Consider the following 17,920-nt stretch of genomic DNA (forward strand, 5'->3'; position numbering starts at 1 on the left):
AGAATTCTTTTCAATCGGCTAATGTTTCTTTTTTGAAAAAGAATCGAAGACAAGTTCGGTAAGTCCACCAGCCTGTTTTATTTTTAGTTTTAAATTAGAAAAATGAAAATCACCAAAGATTTATATCAGGGAAGCTTAAGCTTGCTCACCGATTTTTACCAGCTCACCATGGCCTATGCTTATTGGAAAGCAGGAAAAGGGGAGCAAGAAGCGATTTTTAATCTTTTCTTTCGAAAACATCCATTTCAGGGAGGATTTACTTTAGTCGCTGGCTTAGATTACGTTATTGATTATTTACAAAACTTTAAATTTAAAAAACAGGATATCGAATACCTCGCTGACATGAAATCCAAAGAGGGTTCTCGGGTATTCGATCAGGGATTTTTGGATTATTTACAAAATCTGAAATTCAGTTGTGATGTGGAGGCAATTGAAGAAGGTACGGTGGTTTTTCCAAATATGCCTTTGATTCGGGTCCAAGGCCCGCTTATTCAATGTCAGCTTCTGGAAACTCCACTTTTGAACCTCATCAATTTTCAAACCTTAATTGCCACCAAAGCTGCCCGCGTCAATTTGGCGGCAAAAGGAGAGCCCGTTTTGGAATTTGGACTTCGGAGAGCACAAGGCATCGATGGAGCTTTGGCTGCGAGTCGGGCATCGTATATAGGAGGATGTAGCTCTACAAGCAATGTGATGGCGGGAAAGCTTTTTGATATACCCGTTTCAGGAACACATGCTCATAGTTGGATCATGTCATTTGAGACCGAGTTGGAGGCTTTTGAGGCTTATGCGGATGCATTTCCGGATCAATGTGTCTTTCTGGTGGATACCTACGATACGATCAATGGGGTTCGAAATGCAATCAAAGTGGGACAGCTTTTGCGAAAAAGAGGAAAGGAAATGATGGGTATTCGAATTGATTCAGGCGATTTGGCTTATTTCTCCCAAGAGGCAAGAAAAATGCTCGATGAGGCTGGTTTTTTAAATGCCAAAATAGTGGCCTCCAACGATCTGGACGAACATATCATCAGCTCACTAAAAACCCAAGAGGCAGCGATTGATGTATGGGGAGTGGGCACCAAATTGGTGACTGCTTTTGATCAGCCGGCTTTAGGCGCCGTTTACAAGCTTTCGGCTATCAAAACAGAAGCCGGTAAATGGGAGCCAAAGATTAAACTTTCACAGCAATCTCTGAAGATCAATATTCCAGGAGCTCATCGGGTGAGGCGTTTTTTTTCCAAAGGTATGGCCGTGGCGGATATGATTTATCTCGAAGACCAAGAAGTTAATCCAAGAGGCACTGTGATCATAGACCCCGCTGATGCTACACGAAGAAAGCGGATCATGCCGGCATTTTACCAAGAGGAGGAATTGTTGATACCAATCTTCAGAAAGGGAAAAAAAGTCTATCAAAGTCCTCATCTCAAACAAATCAGAGAACGGGCGCAGAACCAATTGGAGTCCTTTGACTCCTCTCATAAGCGACTGGTTAATCCTCATTTATATCCAGTGGGCCTAGAAGAAAATTTACATCACTTGCGGATGGATTTGGTATTGAAAGCTAAAAAATTTGACAATGGAGAAGAAGAAGGATAATACTGCTTTGGTCATCGTGGATGTCCAATATGACTTTCTACCGGGTGGAGCCTTAGCCGTGGCCTATGGGGATCAGATTATTCCCCTGATTAATCAAATTCAAAAAAAATTTGACCTGATTGTCGCCACACAGGATTGGCACCCCGAAGAACACCAAAGTTTTGCGGCAAATCATCCGGGGAAGAAGAATGGGGAGTTTATTGACTTGAATGGATTGGAGCAAATTCTATGGCCAGTTCATTGTGTTCAAGGTTCCTCTGGAGCTGAGTTTCATGCTGATTTGGATCAATCCCGCTGGAAAGCCGTCTTCCAAAAAGGTAAAAATCCCGAAGTGGATTCCTACTCAGGTTTTTTTGACAATGCCCGCAGAGGAGATACCGGATTGGGAGAATACCTGAAAACTCATGGAGTTTCTAAGGTTTATGTCTGCGGGTTGGCGCAGGATTACTGCGTGAAGTTTACCGCCTTGGATGCGGTGAGTTTAGGTTTTGAAACCTTTCTCATAGCCGATGCCACCCGCCCGGTCAATTTGAACTCCACGGATGGGGATCAAGCTATAGCGGAAATGAAAAAAGCCGGTGTACACGTAGTAATTTCAGATCAAGTTTAATTTTTATGTTTGAATACAATCCAGATAAGCATTATCCTCAGGAAACCGAAAGCCGTGTGGTCATCCGATTTCAGGATTGCGATCCCTTGCAGCATTTAAATAATGCAAAGTATTTTGATTATTTCTTTAATGCTCGGGAAGATCAAGTACCCAAGCTTTACGGAGTGGAAATGATCGATATGATCCGAAAATACAAAGCTGCTTGGGTGGTGTATAATCACAACATCAGCTATGTCAAACCAGCCATGGTTGGGGAGTGGGTACGCATCATGAGTCGGATCGTTTGGCACAATCACCATACCGTAGTGATTGAATACTACATGGTCGATGATGCTAAAACGCATCTTAAAACCCTTCTTTGGACGACCATGCGTTATGTGACGTTGGCTGAGGGGAAATCCACCAACCATGAGGGTGCGGTAGCTGAATTTCTAAAAGCGACTTCAGGTAACCTTGATATTAGCACTATAGCAATCAAAGATCGAGTCAAGCAGCTTTCCGCGGAGTTGAAGAAAGAATAAATGACATTCAAAACGTGTAGGAACGGACAAGACCTGTACAAAAGCGTACAGGTTTTTTTGTTAAGAGTTTTGGCACGACTCATTTTCTAAAAAATTTCAACATTAAATTTCATTAATAAATCGATCCAAATGCAACCTTGAAATCGATTGAAATTGCCCGATTTTGTACGCTTTTGATACAGACGGTCGAGGAAGTGACCAATTTTTATACAGAAAATGACCTTTTGTGTGAACTTAAACCGAATAATATTTTAACAATTGTAAATATGCGAGGATAAATTTTACTCCTTTTCCCGATCCCAGAAATGAGGAATAGCCTTTTGGTATGTGCTTCGCATAAGTAAAAGCATACAACACTAAACCAACATGATTATGAAAACGCTATTCACTTTCGCACTTGCAGGCTTATTATCTACAGGAGCTTTTGCTTCCTCCAACGCCGATGATCTTGCAGCCAATTCGGCCGTAAAAGCCAAATTCAAAAAAGTAAATGTTCTTTTAAAGGAAGGACTTGGAAAAGCAAAGGTAATGCTCATCGACAAAGAGGGCAAAATTCTTCATCAAAAGAAAGTCACCGTATCGGATCAGCAAATTATTTTACCTTATGATCTCAATGAGCTTCCTTGTGACACCTATCATGTCAAAATATCTACCGATAAGGAAGAAATTACCTATGATGTGGCCACCTTTGAGCGAAGAATTCCTGCAGATCAGCTTCCTTTGATGGCTTATGGAAAAACTATTGACTCAGAAACGGTAAACTTGTTAATCATAGGTTTGGAAGAGCCCGGTGTGGAAGTAAACGTTCGCCACAACGTCACCGACCAGATCATTCACAGTGAATATGTGAGTCAGGAGGAAGGTTTTAGAAAGAACTACCGCCTCAGAGGAGTGACTTCTGATCAGGTTTATTTTGATCTGAAAGATTCCAAGGGGAGAACTAAGAAGGTATACCTTTAAGAATTAATCAGCTCAGAACACGAGCCCTTGATTTCGGTCAAGGGCTTTTTTTAAGTTGAAAGATCCCCTCATTTTTTAAAATGTGTTTTTCTTAATCAAAACGAATTTTTCCACGGGATAATGGGTGAAATCTTTATTTTTGAAAGAATTAAACCAAAAGAGATAAACCCGAATGTTTGGATTACCACGAATGATGTTTACCGAAGAGCATGAGCTTTTTCGCCAAAGTGTACGCGATTTTATTGCAAAAGAAATTACTCCGTTCAACGACGAATGGGAAAAACAAAAAATGGTTTCCCGAGAATCCTGGCTTAAACTTGGAGAAAATGGGTTTTTGGGTATTCAAGCTCCAGAAGAACTGGGAGGAATGAATATTCAGGATTTTCGATACAATGCCATTTTGATCGAGGAGCTCGGGTTGAGCGGTTGCTCGGGTCCGGCAATCGGTTATCCGCTTCATAGCGACATTGTTTTGCCTTACATCCTGCATTATGCCACCGATGAAGCCAAAAAGAAATACGTTCCGAAAATGATTTCTGGACAATACATCGGTGCTGTCGCGATGACTGAGCCGGGAGCAGGTTCTGATTTGCAGGGAATACGCACCACTGCCGAAGATAAAGGGGATCATTATTTAGTCAATGGGTCCAAAACCTTCATCACCAATGGCTATCTTTCCGATGTGGTGGTGGTAGCAGTCAAAACGGATCCCAGTAAAGGAGCAAAAGGAATAAGCTTAGTGCTGATTGATCGGGATATGGCTGGTTTTTCCAAAGGAAAACCGTTTGAGAAAGTGGGGTTGCATGCCCAAGATACCTGCGAACTTTTTTTCGAAGAAGTGAAAGTTCCCAAGGAAAATCTGCTTGGAAAAGAAGGGGAGGGGTTTAAATTCCTAATGACCGAATTAGCGCAGGAGCGTTTAGTTGTTGCTTTGGCAGCAGTCGCTTTGGGAGAATATATGTTGAAGGAAACGGTAAACTATGTGAAAGAGCGGAAAGCATTCAACAAAAGTTTATCCGAGTTTCAAAATACCCGCTTTAAACTTGCTGAAATGACCGCAGCGTTGGAACAGGGGAGAATTTACTGTGATCAGCTGGTCTTACTTCACAATGAAAAGAAACTGGATCCGGCTATGGCTTCAGCGGCCAAATACAATATGACTGAACTTCAGTGCAAGGTAGCCGATGAATGTGTGCAGCTTCACGGTGGCTATGGCTATATGTGGGAATATGGAGTAGCCAGAGCCTATGCGGATGCTCGGGTACAACGGATCTATGCCGGTACCAATGAGATCATGAAGGAATTGATTGCACGAAAAATTTTGAAATAAAATCGTAAGTTGGACTAACAATTTTCCTCGATAGCATTTTATTAAAGAAACCCAAAATAGCAATCTTATGGTGGATCATTCCTGGTTTAAATTTTACCCCTCCGCGGTGGATAGGGAAGTAAAGGTCACTGCCTATTCCAGTGTAGTGGATCTTTTTGACGAGAGCGTTCAGAAATATGGTGACGCAGTTTCCTACGAATGCATGGGCAAAACGATTTCTTTCAATGAATTGGATCGGCTCAGCGCCCATTTTGCCACCTACCTGACTCAGGTTTTGCGATTGGAAAAGGGAAGCAGGATTGCCATTCAGATGCCCAATGTGCTCCAATATCCGGTGGTCATGTTTGGAGCTTTGCGGGCCGGAATGATCGTAGTAAATACCAATCCGCTTTACACTTCGGCCGAAATGAAGCATCAGTTCAACGATGCAGAAGTCGATGTGATCGTGATCGTGGCTAATTTTGCTCATAATTTGGAAAAAATTCTTCCTCACATCCATGTAAAGCACATTGTATTGACTGAACTGGGAGATTTATTGGGCGGATTAAAAGGGACCTTAGTCAATTTGGTCGTTAAGCACATCAAAAAGATGGTTCCTGCCTATTCAATTCCCGGAGCGGTGAGTTTGAAAAAGGCATTAGCTGAGGGAGCAGAAAAGAAATTCTCCAAAGCTAGTTTGAGCTTGGAAGATACCGCATTTTTGCAATATACGGGAGGCACCACAGGCGTTTCCAAAGGGGCTGAACTCACCCATGGGAATATTGTAGCCAACATGCAGCAAATCTCAGCCTGGATGAAGCCCAAATTAAAGGAACGGGAAGAACTAGTGGTCACTGCTTTACCCCTTTATCACATCTTTGCCTTGACCGTGAACTGTCTGGCGATGCTCAAAATTGGCGCTCATAATCTCCTGATAACCAATCCTAGGGATATGAATTCTTTTATTAAAGAGTTGGCAAAACATCGCTTTACTGTTTTTACGGGAGTGAATACCTTATTTAATGGATTGCTCAATCAGGAAAAATTTCTTCAACTTGATTTTAGCGGTTTGAAAATAGCCGTTGGAGGAGGGATGGCAGTACAAAAAGCCACAGCAGAAAAATGGAAAAAAGTAACGGGTGTTCCGTTGGCAGAAGGCTACGGACTGACTGAAACTTCTCCGGTAGCCACCTGTAATCCAATCGATGGCACCGAGCGAATTGGTACCATAGGTGTTCCCCTTCCCAACACCGAATTAATGATTGCTGATGATTTGGGTAATCCATTGGCCTTGGGAGAACGTGGGGAAATTTTAATCAAAGGTCCTCAAGTAATGAAAGGATATTGGCGAAGACCGGAGGACACCGGAGCGGTGATGTTTGGGGAGTGGTTTAAAAGTGGAGATATCGGGGTGATGGATCAAGATGGATTTGTGAAGATCGTCGATCGGAAAAAAGAGATGATTTTGGTTTCCGGCTTCAATGTTTATCCCAACGAAGTGGAAGATGTGATTTCGTCCTGCCCCGGCGTATTGGAAGTGGGTGTCATCGGCATGCCTGATCCGAAATCCACAGAAAAGGTAGTGGCTTATGTGGTCAAAAAGGATAATTCAGTCACTGCAGACCAAATTATCAGCCACTGTCATGAATCCCTGACTAATTATAAAATACCCAAGGAAGTTTATTTTACCGATGAACTGCCAAAGTCCAATGTGGGAAAAATTCTTCGACGAAAAATCAAAGAAGCCCACCAGGAAAAACTGAAATGAAAAAAATCCCGGTAAAACATAATTTTATCGGGATTTTTTTGGTTTAGACCGGAGATTAAATCACTCCCTCAAAATAGTCAATGGTTTTTACTAATCCTTCACGTAGCGGAACAGTGGGTTCCCAACCCAATTCTTTTTTAGCTAAATCAATCACCGGCTTTCGTTGCATGGGATCATCCTGAGGTAGGGGAAGGAATACTAATTTACTTGTAGAGTTGGTCAATTCGATTACCAAATTGGCCAACTCCAGCATGGTGAATTCTCCCGGGTTTCCAATATTTACCGGGCCAGTAAAGCCATCTCTGGAATTCATCAATCGATACATGCCTTCAATATTATCATCCACATAGCAGAAGGAGCGTGTTTGCATGCCATCCCCATAGATAGTGATGTCCTCACCTTTAAGTGCTTGAACAATAAAATTGCTGACCACACGCCCATCATTGGGATGCATTCGGGGGCCATAGGTGTTGAAAATCCGCATGACTTTAATCGGAACTTTGTGCTGCCGGTGGTAATCGAAAAATAAGGTTTCCGCACAGCGCTTACCTTCATCATAACAAGCCCGAGGACCTAGGGGATTGACATTTCCTCGGTAAGATTCGGGTTGAGGGTGGATTTCCGGATCTCCATAAACCTCTGAAGTGGATGCCTGCAGGATTTTAATTTTCAATCGCTTGGCTAAGCCGAGCATATTCATGGCTCCAATCACAGAGGTTTTGGTGGTCTGTACTGGATCAAACTGATAATGGATGGGTGAAGCCGGACAGGCTAGATTGTAAATTTCATCTACCTCCACATACAGCGGATGGGTAACATCGTGCCTGAGCAACTCGAAATTCTTGTTGTCCAGCAGGTGATGGATATTTCTGCGATTTCCGGTGAAAAAATTATCGACACAAAGGACTTCATTTCCTTCTTTGAGTAATCTGTCGCAAAGGTGACTTCCTAAAAATCCACCACCTCCGCTTACTAAAATTCTTTTCATTTTTTTCTAAAAGGGTTTCAAATCAAATCGGTCAAAAATAAGTAAATGTCTCCGAAATCAAATTTTATAACTGAGAATTGCTCAATAAATCACAGCCAGGGATATCATCTTAAGTTTACTTTTCGAGCATTCTTAGGAAACGGGCCGGATTTCCGGCTACGATTACTCCTTCGGGGACATCTTTGGTCACCACGGATCCGGCTCCAATAATTGATCTATTTCCGATTTTTACTCCTGGACAGATGATACTTCCTCCGCCGATCCATACATCCGAACCGACATGAATTTCTTTCCCATATTCCCATAATTCACCACGGGTTTGGGTATCGATAGGATGAGTGGCTGGGTAAAACTGCACATTAGGAGCGATCAAAACCCGATCCCCAAAAGTTACTGGGACCACATCCAAAATCACACAGTTAAAGTTGAAAAATACCTCATTTCCTATCGTGATATTTGAGCCATAATCACAATAGAAGGGAGGTTCTAACCAAAAGTTTTTCCCTATTTTTCCAAAAAGATTCTGCAAAATATCCGTTCGGAAATTGCTGTCCTCCGGGTCGGAGTGGTTGAGTTTTTGGAGTAATTTCCTCGCTCTGAGTCGCTCAGAGAGGAGTTCAGCATCGCCAGCCTGATAAAGTTGGCCGGCGAGCATTTTTTCTTTTTCTGTCATTTTTTCCATGTGTAAAGCAAGCCTTCTTCCACACCCCGTATTTCGGCCAGTCCTTTGAGTCTTCCAATGGCAGAGTATCCTGGATTAGTTTGCTTTTTTAAATCATCGAGCATCTGATGCCCATGATCCGGACGCATGGGGATGCTTTTTTTACGATTTTCTTGAACCTTGAGGATCTCCTCTATCACTGCTGCCATCGGCACATCTCCCTCTAAATGATTGTCTTCAAAAAAATTACCCTCAGCATCTCTTTTGGTGCTTCTCAAGTGAATAAAATGAATATGATTCCCAAATTCAGAGATCATCGCAGGCAAATCATTTTCAGGCCTCACACCATAACTTCCTGTGCAAAAGCAAAGTCCATTATGTGGGCTAGGATTATCTCTGATGATCCTTCGAGCATCTGCAGCCGTAGATACTACTCTAGGCAATCCGTAAAGGGAAAAAGGTGGATCATCGGGATGGATAGTCATGTAAACCCCGACTTCCTCTGCAACAGGAATGATTGCCTCTAGAAATAAGCGTAAATGCTCTTGGAGCTTTGGAGCATCTATCCCATCATAGGTTTGAAGCATAGACCGAAACTCATCCAGGGTGTAGCCGATCTCTGAGCCAGGTAGTCCTTTTAAAATAGTATCCAGGATCAACTGGTGTTTTGCTGGGCTCAGCGCATGAAAGTATTCTTTTACTTGGGCAATTTCTTCCTGGGAATATTCTTCAAAGGCAGCAGGTCTTTTTAAGATAAAGAGATCGAAAGCCTGAACCGCCTTTTTTTCGTAAAAAAGAGCTTTTGCACCATTGGGTAGTTCTTTAGAAAGGTCTGTCCGAGTCCAATCTAAGATGGGCATAAAATTGTAGCAAACCGTAAAAATTCCTTCGGCAGCCAAATTGCGTAGGGTTTGCTGGTAGTTGGCAATCAATTGTTCGAAATTTCCAGTTCGGGTTTTGATATGTTCATGTACGGGGACGGATTCCACCACAGACCAAGTTAATCCTGCCTCGGTAATGGTTTTTTTACGAAGCTGAATTTCCTCTTTGGTCCAACAATCCCCATTGGGAATATGATGAAGTGCGGTCACGATCCCGGTGGCGCCAGATTGTCGAATATCAGCTAGGCTCACCGGATCACTGGGGCCATACCAGCGCATGGTTTGTTCCATTTTATATGCCATAGGTGTTACTAGTTTGGGTTTGATGTTTTGTTAAACTCCGGAATAAGCACTGAATCCTCCATCAACTGCAATGACTGACCCAGTCACAAAAGCGGATGCATCGGAACAAAGCCACTGCAAGGCACCCAGCAGATCTTCCGGTTTTCCAAATCGATTCATGGGTGTATGTGCAATGATTTGCTTTCCTCGTGTGGTCAATTCCCCCGTTGATTGGGTAAGCAGCGTTCGATTTTGTTCGGTGAGAAAGAATCCCGGTGCTAAAGCATTGACTCTGAAATCAGGGCCATGCTTTAAGGCTAGCTCGATAGAAAGCCATTTGGTTAAATTATCGATAGCCGCTTTGGCAGAAGCATAGCCCATGACTCGGGTCATGGGTCTTGAAGCTGCCATTGAACTGATATTTAAAATATTACCCTTATTGTTCTTAAGCATCAGTGGAAGGATAAATTTGATCGGCAAAACCGTTCCCATGTAGTTTAAGTCAATGACATTTTTAAGCGAAGCGGTGTCTAAATCAAGAAAATTCTGATCGGGAGTGATGACTGCACCGGGCATATTTCCCCCTGCTGCATTGATTAGGATGTCGATGGTCCCATAATCTGAAGCGATGCGCTTGGCGGCATTTTCCACGCTGATCGGATCAGTTACATTGCAGCGATAGCCACTGCCCGTTCCGCCAGCTAATTCAATGTCTGACAGCAATTGGGTCATTTTACTTTCTGTTCGACCCAGTATAATAATTTCAGCACCTTCTTTTGCCAGGTGCAAACTCATGGTGTGTCCCAAAACTCCGGTGGCTCCTGAGAACACGATTTTTTTTCCAGATAGGTCAAATAGATTCGATTTCATTTCTTTAGATCAAAGTTTAAGGGTGAAAAGTCAAAGTAGTTGGCCGCATTGTGGTAACAGATGTCTGAAATGATTTTTCCCAGCCATTTTTCGTCCCAAGGTAGCAATCCATTTTGAACATCCTGTCCAAACAGATTGCAAAGGATTCTTCGGAAATATTCATGACGGGGAAAAGAGAGGAAACTACGGGAATCGGTTAGCATCCCTACAAAGCAGGATATTAATCCCATGTTCGAAAGCGTATTGATTTGTGCCTCCATGCCATCCTTTTGATCAAGGTACCACCAGCCCGAACCGAATTGGATTTTGCCTTTGATTCCTCCTCCATTGAAATTACCAATCATGGTGGCAAAGAGGGCATTGTCTCGCGGATTTAAGTTGTAAAGAACCGTTTTACTTAACTGCTCACTTTCCTCTAACGAATTTAAAAATCCTGCAAGCGCTTTTGCCTGATCAAAATCTCCGATCGAATCAAAACCTGTATCGGGTCCTAACTGGGCCAATTTATGCGTGTTGGTATTACGAAGGGCTCCCAGATGAAACTGTTGCACCCAACCTTTTTGGTGATACATGCGGCAAAGGGCCTGTATCGTTTTGAACTTAAAATACTGTGCTTCAGCTTTACTGAGTTCTTTGCCCGATCGAACCCTGCTAAATAGTTCCTCGATTTTGTATTCCTCTTTTTCAAAAAAATAAAGCTGCTCCAGGCCATGATCAGAAAGCCGACAACCCCTTTGGTGAAAATAATCGATTCGATGGTCAAGAGCAGTAAGTAAGTCTTCAAAGGAAACGATGGTAAGGTGAGTGACTTCCCCAAGTTTTTCCAAATAGGAGCCGTAGCTTTTGGGGTTTTCGACTGCAAAGGATTTATCGGGCCGGAAAGCGGGGTAAAGCTGAAGCGAATTCCCCTTTTGGGCAAAGTCTACATGCTCGGAAAGGGAATCGATGGGATCGTCTGTGGAGCAAATCACTTCTACGTTCATTTTTCCCAACAGGCCCAAGGTACTAAAGTCATCGGTTTGAAGAAGCTGATTGCAATGGGTGTAAACTGTGGTTGCATTTTTCTCGGACAATAAATCTTCAAAACCAAAATAGCGATTCAGTTCTAAGTGCGTCCAATGGTAAAGCGGGTTTCTGAGGGTATAGGGGACGGTGAATGCCCATTTTTCAAATTTTTCTTTGGGGCTGGCTTGTCCAGTGATGTATTTCTCTGAAATCCCCAAGGTCCGCATCGCTCGCCATTTGTAATGATCGCCTGCCAACCAGATTTCGCTTAGATTGGCAAACTTTCTATTCGCGTTTACCTCTTGGGCAGGGAGGTGATTGTGATAATCGATAATCGGGAGATTTTTTGCATAGTTATGGTATAAAACTTTTGCAAAATCCGATTGGAGAAGAAAGTCTTCATTAAGAAAATGATTGAGGGTTGCAGTGTTCATCCTGGGAGATATTTCAAATACGATTGGCGGTTGATTAAAGCTTGAATTTACCTTGAAATGGGCTTTTTATAAGATTAAACTACGAAAACGATTGCGATTATTTTCGATTAATATTTAAACGGACTGGGAATGATTTGTAAATTCATGAGCAATAAATCCAAATTACCCTAATTTGACTTGAAATGAATCACGGCATTAGCCTCAAAGAATTGGCAGCAAAATTAAATTTAGCGCCGTCAACTGTCTCTCGAGCCCTTAATGACAGTTACGAGATTTCAGAGGCAACCAAGAAAAAGGTGATTAACATGGCTGAAAAGCTAAATTACCAACCGAATCCTTTTGCCAGAAGTTTAAGAGCGAATAAGAGCCGGACCATTGCGGTGGTCATCCCGGAGCGAATCAATAATTTTTTTTCAAAGGTGATCGATGGCATTGAAGAAATTGCCCAAGAGCATGCTTACCATTTGTTGGTGTACAATACCCACGAGGACGTGGAAAAGGAAAAGAAGATTTTATCTTTACTACAGAATGGTCTTGCTGATGCGATTGTGATGTCAGTTACCAGTCAAACCAGTGATGTTTCGCACCTGCGTAAAACGTTTAATCTTGGTTTACCCCTAGTCTTTTTTGACCGGATTTGCGGGGAGATTCCCACCACCAAATTTATTACTAACGATTATGAAGTTTCTTTTAAAGGGACCAGCCATTTAATACAACAAGGATGTAAAAAAATTGCGTTCTTGACGCTTTCCAAAGATCTGTCCATCACCAAAGAGCGCTATCGAGGATATTTGGACGCCTTGAAAATGGCAAATCTCACTCCAGAACCCACTTTTAGCCTGTATTGCAAACATAGTGATGAGGATAATACCGAACTTATATTAAAGTTACTTCAATCCGAAAACCGACCGGATGGAATCATTTCTTCGGTAGAAAAATTGGCTATCGCAACCTATCAGGCAGTACGTAAAACGGAATTAAAAATCCCCTATGATCTCAAGATTATTACTTTTTCAAACATGAGTATTGCGGGAATTTTAAATCCATCGCTTAGCACGATTACTCAGCCAGCTGAAACCATAGGTCAAGAATGTGCCAAATTGATCATTAAAAAACTCACCAGGCCCAGGCAGCCTGATTTTTTGGATCAGGTGATAGTCGTACCCAGTCAAATCCAAATTAGGGAGTCTACAATGGTCAAGTGATCTTAGGTTAAAAATTAAAAATCCGCAATCCTAGAAGGTTGATTGCGGATTTTAATTTTGGGGAAATTCAAAATTGATTAATAGCCGGGATTTTGTGGGAAATTAGATTCTCCACCTTCAGCTCTGTCGATTTGATTTTGTGGAATCGGCCGAAGTAAATGAAAATCTTGAATGTTAGGAGCGGCCTGAGGGTTGTGTAATTTTACTCTTTCTACTAGATTTCCCCATCTTTTGAGGTCTAACCATCTTGTCTGTTCTCCAATAAGTTCTCGAGCGCGCTCCTCCATGAGGAATTCGAAAGTAAACTCCTCAGGAGTGATTTCCATTTCATTCTCTTTGCCGGGCCAAGCAGCTCTTCTTCTTACATGATTGATCGTCTCGGTGGCATCAGTAACCTTTCCCTGGCCGAATTGTGCCTCTGCAAGTAACAGGTAGGTGTCAGCGAGTCGCATGGCCAAATAATTCCTTCCACCTTCAAACTGCGTTCGATCTACTCTACCAGGATCTAAATGTTTGGATAATGACGGATAAAGCTTGTCAGTGTAGAGGCTCGGGACTAATACCTGATAAGGACGTTTGGACATTTCTTCCGGAGACATTTCAAATCCGGGAAGAAATATGGTGGTATCGCCTTGAGCAAAGGTAAGAGAGGATTTGGTAGGGTCAAAAGTTGCATTGTAGGTTCCGGGACGATTGGCCAAATAGGTGTCCTTAAAGGACATCTTATAACGGCTATCATTTTCTCGGTCTTGAAATACAGTCTCCAAAGTATATTCAGTTGGACGATATCTTTTGAAGGGCCTACCGTTTTCTGTATCCCGGATCATTCCCGGTTGGATATCATATTCCATCAGGAAAAACACATGAGTATTATTACCACCCCCATTGGTCAATGGACTTCTGGTGTATTGAACTGACCAAATGATTTCATCATTGATTTCATTTCCGAATGCATGAACATCCCCAAAATTACTTAACAATCTCAATCCTGAATTTTGAATGACATCTCTGAGGTATGTTTCCGCTTTGGCATAATCATCTCCTGCCGCCGAAGATGAGGTAGCTTTAGTTACATAAACTTTGCCCAATAGATGTTCTGCTGCATATTTAGTAGCCCTTCCGTAATCATTTGAGGCACTTCTATCTTCAAGGTCTGGAATGGCCAACTCTAAATCTTGAATTATGGCGGCATAGATTTCTGATTCAGGTGTCCGGGTTACTGCTTTGGTCGGTAGAGTTGTTTCATTTAGCTGTAAATCTACCGGACCAAAAAGCTGAACGAGTAAAAAATAATGGTGTGCGCGAATGAATCTAGCTTCGGCGATCCGTTGACTTTTTCTAGTTTCATCCATACCCGTGACTTCCGGAACTCGATCAATAATCGCATTGCAGGTATTGATCCCCCGATAAAATTCATCCCAAATTTCTCTTACATGGCCATTTCGGGTATCAAATTGATTGGTATAGGTATTCATAAACTTCCAACCCCCATCTGAACCATTCGTGTAAAGGTCTGTTCCAAATACGGTTAAATTGTTTCCTCTTTCTGTTCCGTACCAAGACCTCATGGTACTGTAGGCTGCATGAACTGCATCTTCTATTCCTTTTGGTGTATTGAGATAGTCTGTTCCAATTTGAGAAATGACATCTTCTTGCAAAGCATTTTCGCAGGAACTTGATCCAAGAAAAGCTAGGAGTATCAGGATTGAAGATACGAAGCTTTTCATCCGATTTTTTATAGATAGATTTTTCATTTTGAGCTAGTTTGATCGTTAAAATTTGGCATTAATCCCGAAAGTATATTGGACCACTGGGGGAGCGATATTCGCATTAATTACTCCTCCTTCTACTCCTTGTTCCCCATCAATGAAGGTTTCAGGGTCTATTCCCTTGTGGACACGTCGGTACTCAGAGAAAATAAATGGATTTTGAACACTGGTGTAGATTCTTAAGCTTCCGAAACCAAGCCTTTTTAATGCAATGTCATTGAAAGTATACCCAACATTGATGTTTCTAACTTTAACAAAAGTGCCGTCAAAGTATGACATAGAAGTATTATACTTCGGACGCTCCTGATTTTGGTTGGGCCTTGGATAAAGGTTGCTTGGGTTATTGGGCGTCCAATAGTCTACAGCCAAATTGTTGTATCGTCCGAAAAGTGTGTTGAAATTGTCATGAAAGGCTGACCGAATCATCGAACCAAATCTTCCAAAGACGAAAAAGGAAAGATCAAGGCCTTTATAGGTGAACCTATTGGTTATTCCCATCGAAAAGTCTGGAACCGCTGAGCCAAGAAATTGGCGATCGTTTGCATTGATTCGACCATCTCCATTGAAGTCCTCGATTTTAATTTCACCGGGAGCATCTCCAAATGAATTTGCTTCATCGAATTCATCTGACTGCCAAATTCCTACTTTTTTCAAATCATAGAAAACAGTTAAAGGCCGACCAATAAACCTACCTGCTGCTACATCGTCTCCATTGGGTAATTCGAGGATTTCCTCCCTGTTTCTGGTGAAAATTACATCGGTGAACCAAGAGAAATTTCCCTTTTCAATGTTTAGGGTAGACAGACTGAGTTCGATCCCTCGATTTTGGGTTTTTCCGATATTGGTAATAAATCCTCCAAATCCAGTAGAATTTGGTAAAGGTTGAGGTGCGAGGAGGTCAGAGGTATTGGTCAGGTAATACTCAAGAGAACCAAAAATTCTGTTCTTGAAAATTGCAAAATCAATTCCAGCGTTAAATGTAGTAGAAGTTTCCCACCGTAAATCGGGATTTCCGATCGAATTGGGCCGATAACCAAAAGCGGCCGATCCGCCTCCTGCCCAAGCATAAGAGGTTCTTCCTAATAGGGCCTGGGTTTGATAGGGAACAATGGCTTGATTTCCTATTGATCCATAGCTGACTCTGAATTTAAGTTGATCCAGCCAAGAGGACGTTTTAATAAACTCCTCTTCGTGCAAATTCCATCCCAGTGCCATCGAAGGGAAATAGCCGAATCGGTTGTTTTCACCAAATCGGGAGCTTCCATCCGCTCTCAAGGTTGCGGTGAGCAGGTATTTTTCCTGGTACCCATAATTAATCCTTCCCATGTAAGAAAGGAGAGCCCATTCTATCAGCTCCGTATTCGCATTGGTAATTAAGGATGCATCTCCGAGTCTATGGTATAATTGACTGGGAGCGGGGATGCCCTGAACTCCAATATCACTTCGTTCAAATTTATCCTGTTGAAAAGATTGAAGGAGAGTGACGTTTAAATTATGGTCTGTTCCCCATTTTTTTTCATAGGTTAAAATATTCTCTACCGTATAATTGAGGTTGAATCGATCGCTAACACTTGCTGTCGCATCTCCTCCTCTTCTTGCATTGGTTTGGGAACCAACAAATCGACCTGATCTTCTGACGGTATAATCTGGTCCAAAATTGAAGCGGTAAGACAATCCATCAGCTATTTCCCAATTCAAATAAATACTCGAAAAAATCCTTGTTCTAAACGTTTCATCAACTTGTGCGCCTGGAACAATTTCCGCAAAGGGGTTGGTTCGTAATCCATCAGATGTTGGAAGAAAAATCAACGTTCCATCTTCTTCAAAGGGTTTACCAAGTGGGTTTTCCTGAAGTGCTCCCCCTAAAGGGTTAAAATTTTCCCCGTTTCGTTTACTGTTGGTGATCAAGGTAGAAGTGCCGATTCGTAATTTATCATTGATTTGATGGTCTAGGTTAATTCGGAATGTTCCTCTTGTAAAGTCCTGATTCCTGACCACCCCAACATCTCTAAAATAATTCCCGGATACAAAAAAACTTGTTTTCTCATTTCCCCCACTCACGCTTACTTGGTGGCTTTGAATACTTCCTGTTCTCATCAGTCCGCCAAGGTAATCGGTGCTTCTTCCTAATGCTAAACTTTCAAGTTCGACAGGTTCAAAGAGATTGGCATCAGCCTCAGGGGTAGCAGGCCCATCCGGATAGTCCCCAGTAGCTCTTCGGGACTCTCTTTTATATTCGGCAAATGCCGGTCCATCAAAAACTTCAATTCTGCCTAATTCTTCATTTATGCCGTAATAGGAGTCTACAGAAACGACCGTTTTACCAGTACTTCCTCTTTTGGTAGTAATCAATACCACACCGTTGGCACCTCTTGAACCATATATTGCAGTGGCTGAAGCATCTTTTAAAACCTCCATAGAAGTTATATCTTGGGGATTAAGATCTTCTAGTCCACCTACGGTGGGTATTCCATCGATTACATACAGGGGTTCATTGGAGGCATTAAATGATCTCCTTCCTCTTATCCGTACTTGAGGAGCTGTGCCAGGCTTTGATCCGGCCTGGGTGACATCAACCCCAGCAGCCCTTCCCTGCAGGGCCTGCCGGGCATCCGTGATCGGTAATTCTTGGATTTCTTTTGTACCCACCGAGGAAATGGCTCCAGTTAATTGGCTTTTTTTCTGCGTTCCATATCCTACCACGACTACTTCTTCCAATTCAGACAAATCCGGGTTGAGTTGAATGTCAATTATGCTTCTATTCCCAACGGTTTCTTCCACAGTTGTGTATCCTATAAAAGAGAATATCAGGACTTCAGAGGAAGATGCCTCTAGGGAATATTTTCCGTCTAAATCAGTGGTAGTCCCTCGGGTGGTACCCTGAAGTAATACCGAAACTCCTGGAATAGGAGTACCTGTCTCATCGACTACAGTTCCATTGACCCGGTTACTTTGGGCAAAGGCTCCTGTTTCTAAAAGAAACAAGAGGAGCGTCATCAAAAATGGGTTGTAAATTTTAGCATGCATTTTATTTTGGGTTAAAGTAAATTGATAGATGTAG

14 protein-coding genes are annotated in these 17,920 nt (G+C 42.3%); 7 read left to right on the plus strand and 7 right to left on the minus strand.

All coding sequences use genetic code 11. The annotated features are described in order from the left end of the window. Positions 1–102: 102 nt before the first annotated feature. The 6 genes from Q0L00_RS00185 to Q0L00_RS00210 all read left to right on the plus strand — a co-directional run bounded on the left by Q0L00_RS00185 (position 103) and on the right by Q0L00_RS00210 (position 6,764). The gene (locus tag Q0L00_RS00185; RefSeq protein ID WP_297334832.1) at positions 103–1,596 is read left to right on the plus strand and encodes a nicotinate phosphoribosyltransferase; all 1,494 of its coding nucleotides are present in this window, start codon (positions 103–105) and stop codon (positions 1,594–1,596) included. After that, positions 1,577–2,206: a bifunctional nicotinamidase/pyrazinamidase gene (gene pncA, locus Q0L00_RS00190; RefSeq protein WP_297334833.1), complete on the plus strand. Its 630-nt coding sequence runs from the start codon at positions 1,577–1,579 to the stop codon at positions 2,204–2,206. Before Q0L00_RS00185 ends, pncA begins: the two co-directional genes overlap by 20 nt. Positions 2,207–2,211: 5 nt before the next feature. Further along, positions 2,212–2,727, plus strand: a complete 516-nt coding sequence (locus tag Q0L00_RS00195; protein WP_297334834.1) for an acyl-CoA thioesterase — start codon at positions 2,212–2,214, stop codon at positions 2,725–2,727. 372 nt (positions 2,728–3,099) lie between these two features. Then, positions 3,100–3,687: a hypothetical protein gene (locus Q0L00_RS00200; protein ID WP_297334835.1), complete on the plus strand. Its 588-nt coding sequence runs from the start codon at positions 3,100–3,102 to the stop codon at positions 3,685–3,687. A 172-nt stretch (positions 3,688–3,859) separates the two neighbouring features. Then, complete coding sequence (locus Q0L00_RS00205; protein WP_297334836.1) at positions 3,860–5,017, plus strand: acyl-CoA dehydrogenase family protein; 1,158 nt, start codon at positions 3,860–3,862, stop codon at positions 5,015–5,017. A gap of 67 nt (positions 5,018–5,084) precedes the next feature. Further along, positions 5,085–6,764 carry an AMP-binding protein gene (locus Q0L00_RS00210; RefSeq protein WP_297334837.1) on the plus strand — a complete coding sequence of 560 codons (1,680 nt, stop codon included), beginning with the start codon at positions 5,085–5,087 and terminating at the stop codon, positions 6,762–6,764. Positions 6,765–6,819: 55 nt separating this feature from the next. Here Q0L00_RS00210 and Q0L00_RS00215 read toward each other — a convergent pair whose 3' ends face one another. From Q0L00_RS00215 to uxaC, 5 genes are all read right to left on the minus strand, one after another. After that, positions 6,820–7,752 carry a UDP-glucuronic acid decarboxylase family protein gene (locus Q0L00_RS00215; RefSeq protein WP_297334838.1) on the minus strand — a complete coding sequence of 311 codons (933 nt, stop codon included), beginning with the start codon at positions 7,750–7,752 and terminating at the stop codon, positions 6,820–6,822. Positions 7,753–7,867: 115 nt separating this feature from the next. After that, positions 7,868–8,425 carry a sugar O-acetyltransferase gene (locus Q0L00_RS00220; protein ID WP_297334839.1) on the minus strand — a complete coding sequence of 186 codons (558 nt, stop codon included), beginning with the start codon at positions 8,423–8,425 and terminating at the stop codon, positions 7,868–7,870. Then, on the minus strand, positions 8,422–9,597 hold the full coding sequence (uxuA, locus tag Q0L00_RS00225) for a mannonate dehydratase (protein ID WP_297334840.1): 1,176 nt from the start codon (positions 9,595–9,597) through the stop codon (positions 8,422–8,424). The genes Q0L00_RS00220 and uxuA overlap by 4 nt, the downstream gene beginning before the upstream one ends. 30 nt (positions 9,598–9,627) lie before the next feature. After that, on the minus strand, positions 9,628–10,446 hold the full coding sequence (locus Q0L00_RS00230; RefSeq protein WP_297334841.1) for an SDR family oxidoreductase: 819 nt from the start codon (positions 10,444–10,446) through the stop codon (positions 9,628–9,630). After that, positions 10,443–11,885, minus strand: a complete 1,443-nt coding sequence (gene uxaC / locus Q0L00_RS00235; protein ID WP_297334842.1) for a glucuronate isomerase — start codon at positions 11,883–11,885, stop codon at positions 10,443–10,445. Before uxaC ends, Q0L00_RS00230 begins: the two co-directional genes overlap by 4 nt. Positions 11,886–12,067: 182 nt before the next feature. Here uxaC and Q0L00_RS00240 point away from each other — a divergent pair, with 182 nt between their 5' ends. After that, entirely contained in the window at positions 12,068–13,090 is a 1,023-nt protein-coding gene (locus tag Q0L00_RS00240; RefSeq protein WP_297334843.1) for a LacI family DNA-binding transcriptional regulator, read from the plus strand. Positions 13,091–13,167: 77 nt separating this feature from the next. Here the strand turns inward: Q0L00_RS00240 and Q0L00_RS00245 are convergent, their stop codons facing one another. Together Q0L00_RS00245 and Q0L00_RS00250 are read right to left on the minus strand one after the other, a co-directional pair. After that, the gene (locus Q0L00_RS00245; RefSeq protein WP_297334844.1) at positions 13,168–14,844 is read right to left on the minus strand and encodes a RagB/SusD family nutrient uptake outer membrane protein; all 1,677 of its coding nucleotides are present in this window, start codon (positions 14,842–14,844) and stop codon (positions 13,168–13,170) included. A gap of 18 nt (positions 14,845–14,862) precedes the next feature. Then, complete coding sequence (locus Q0L00_RS00250; RefSeq protein ID WP_297335000.1) at positions 14,863–17,856, minus strand: TonB-dependent receptor; 2,994 nt, start codon at positions 17,854–17,856, stop codon at positions 14,863–14,865. Positions 17,857–17,920 lie beyond the last annotated feature (64 nt).

Origin of the sequence: Algoriphagus sp. (genome assembly GCF_024305035.1) — a bacterium.
Classification (GTDB): domain Bacteria; phylum Bacteroidota; class Bacteroidia; order Cytophagales; family Cyclobacteriaceae; genus Algoriphagus.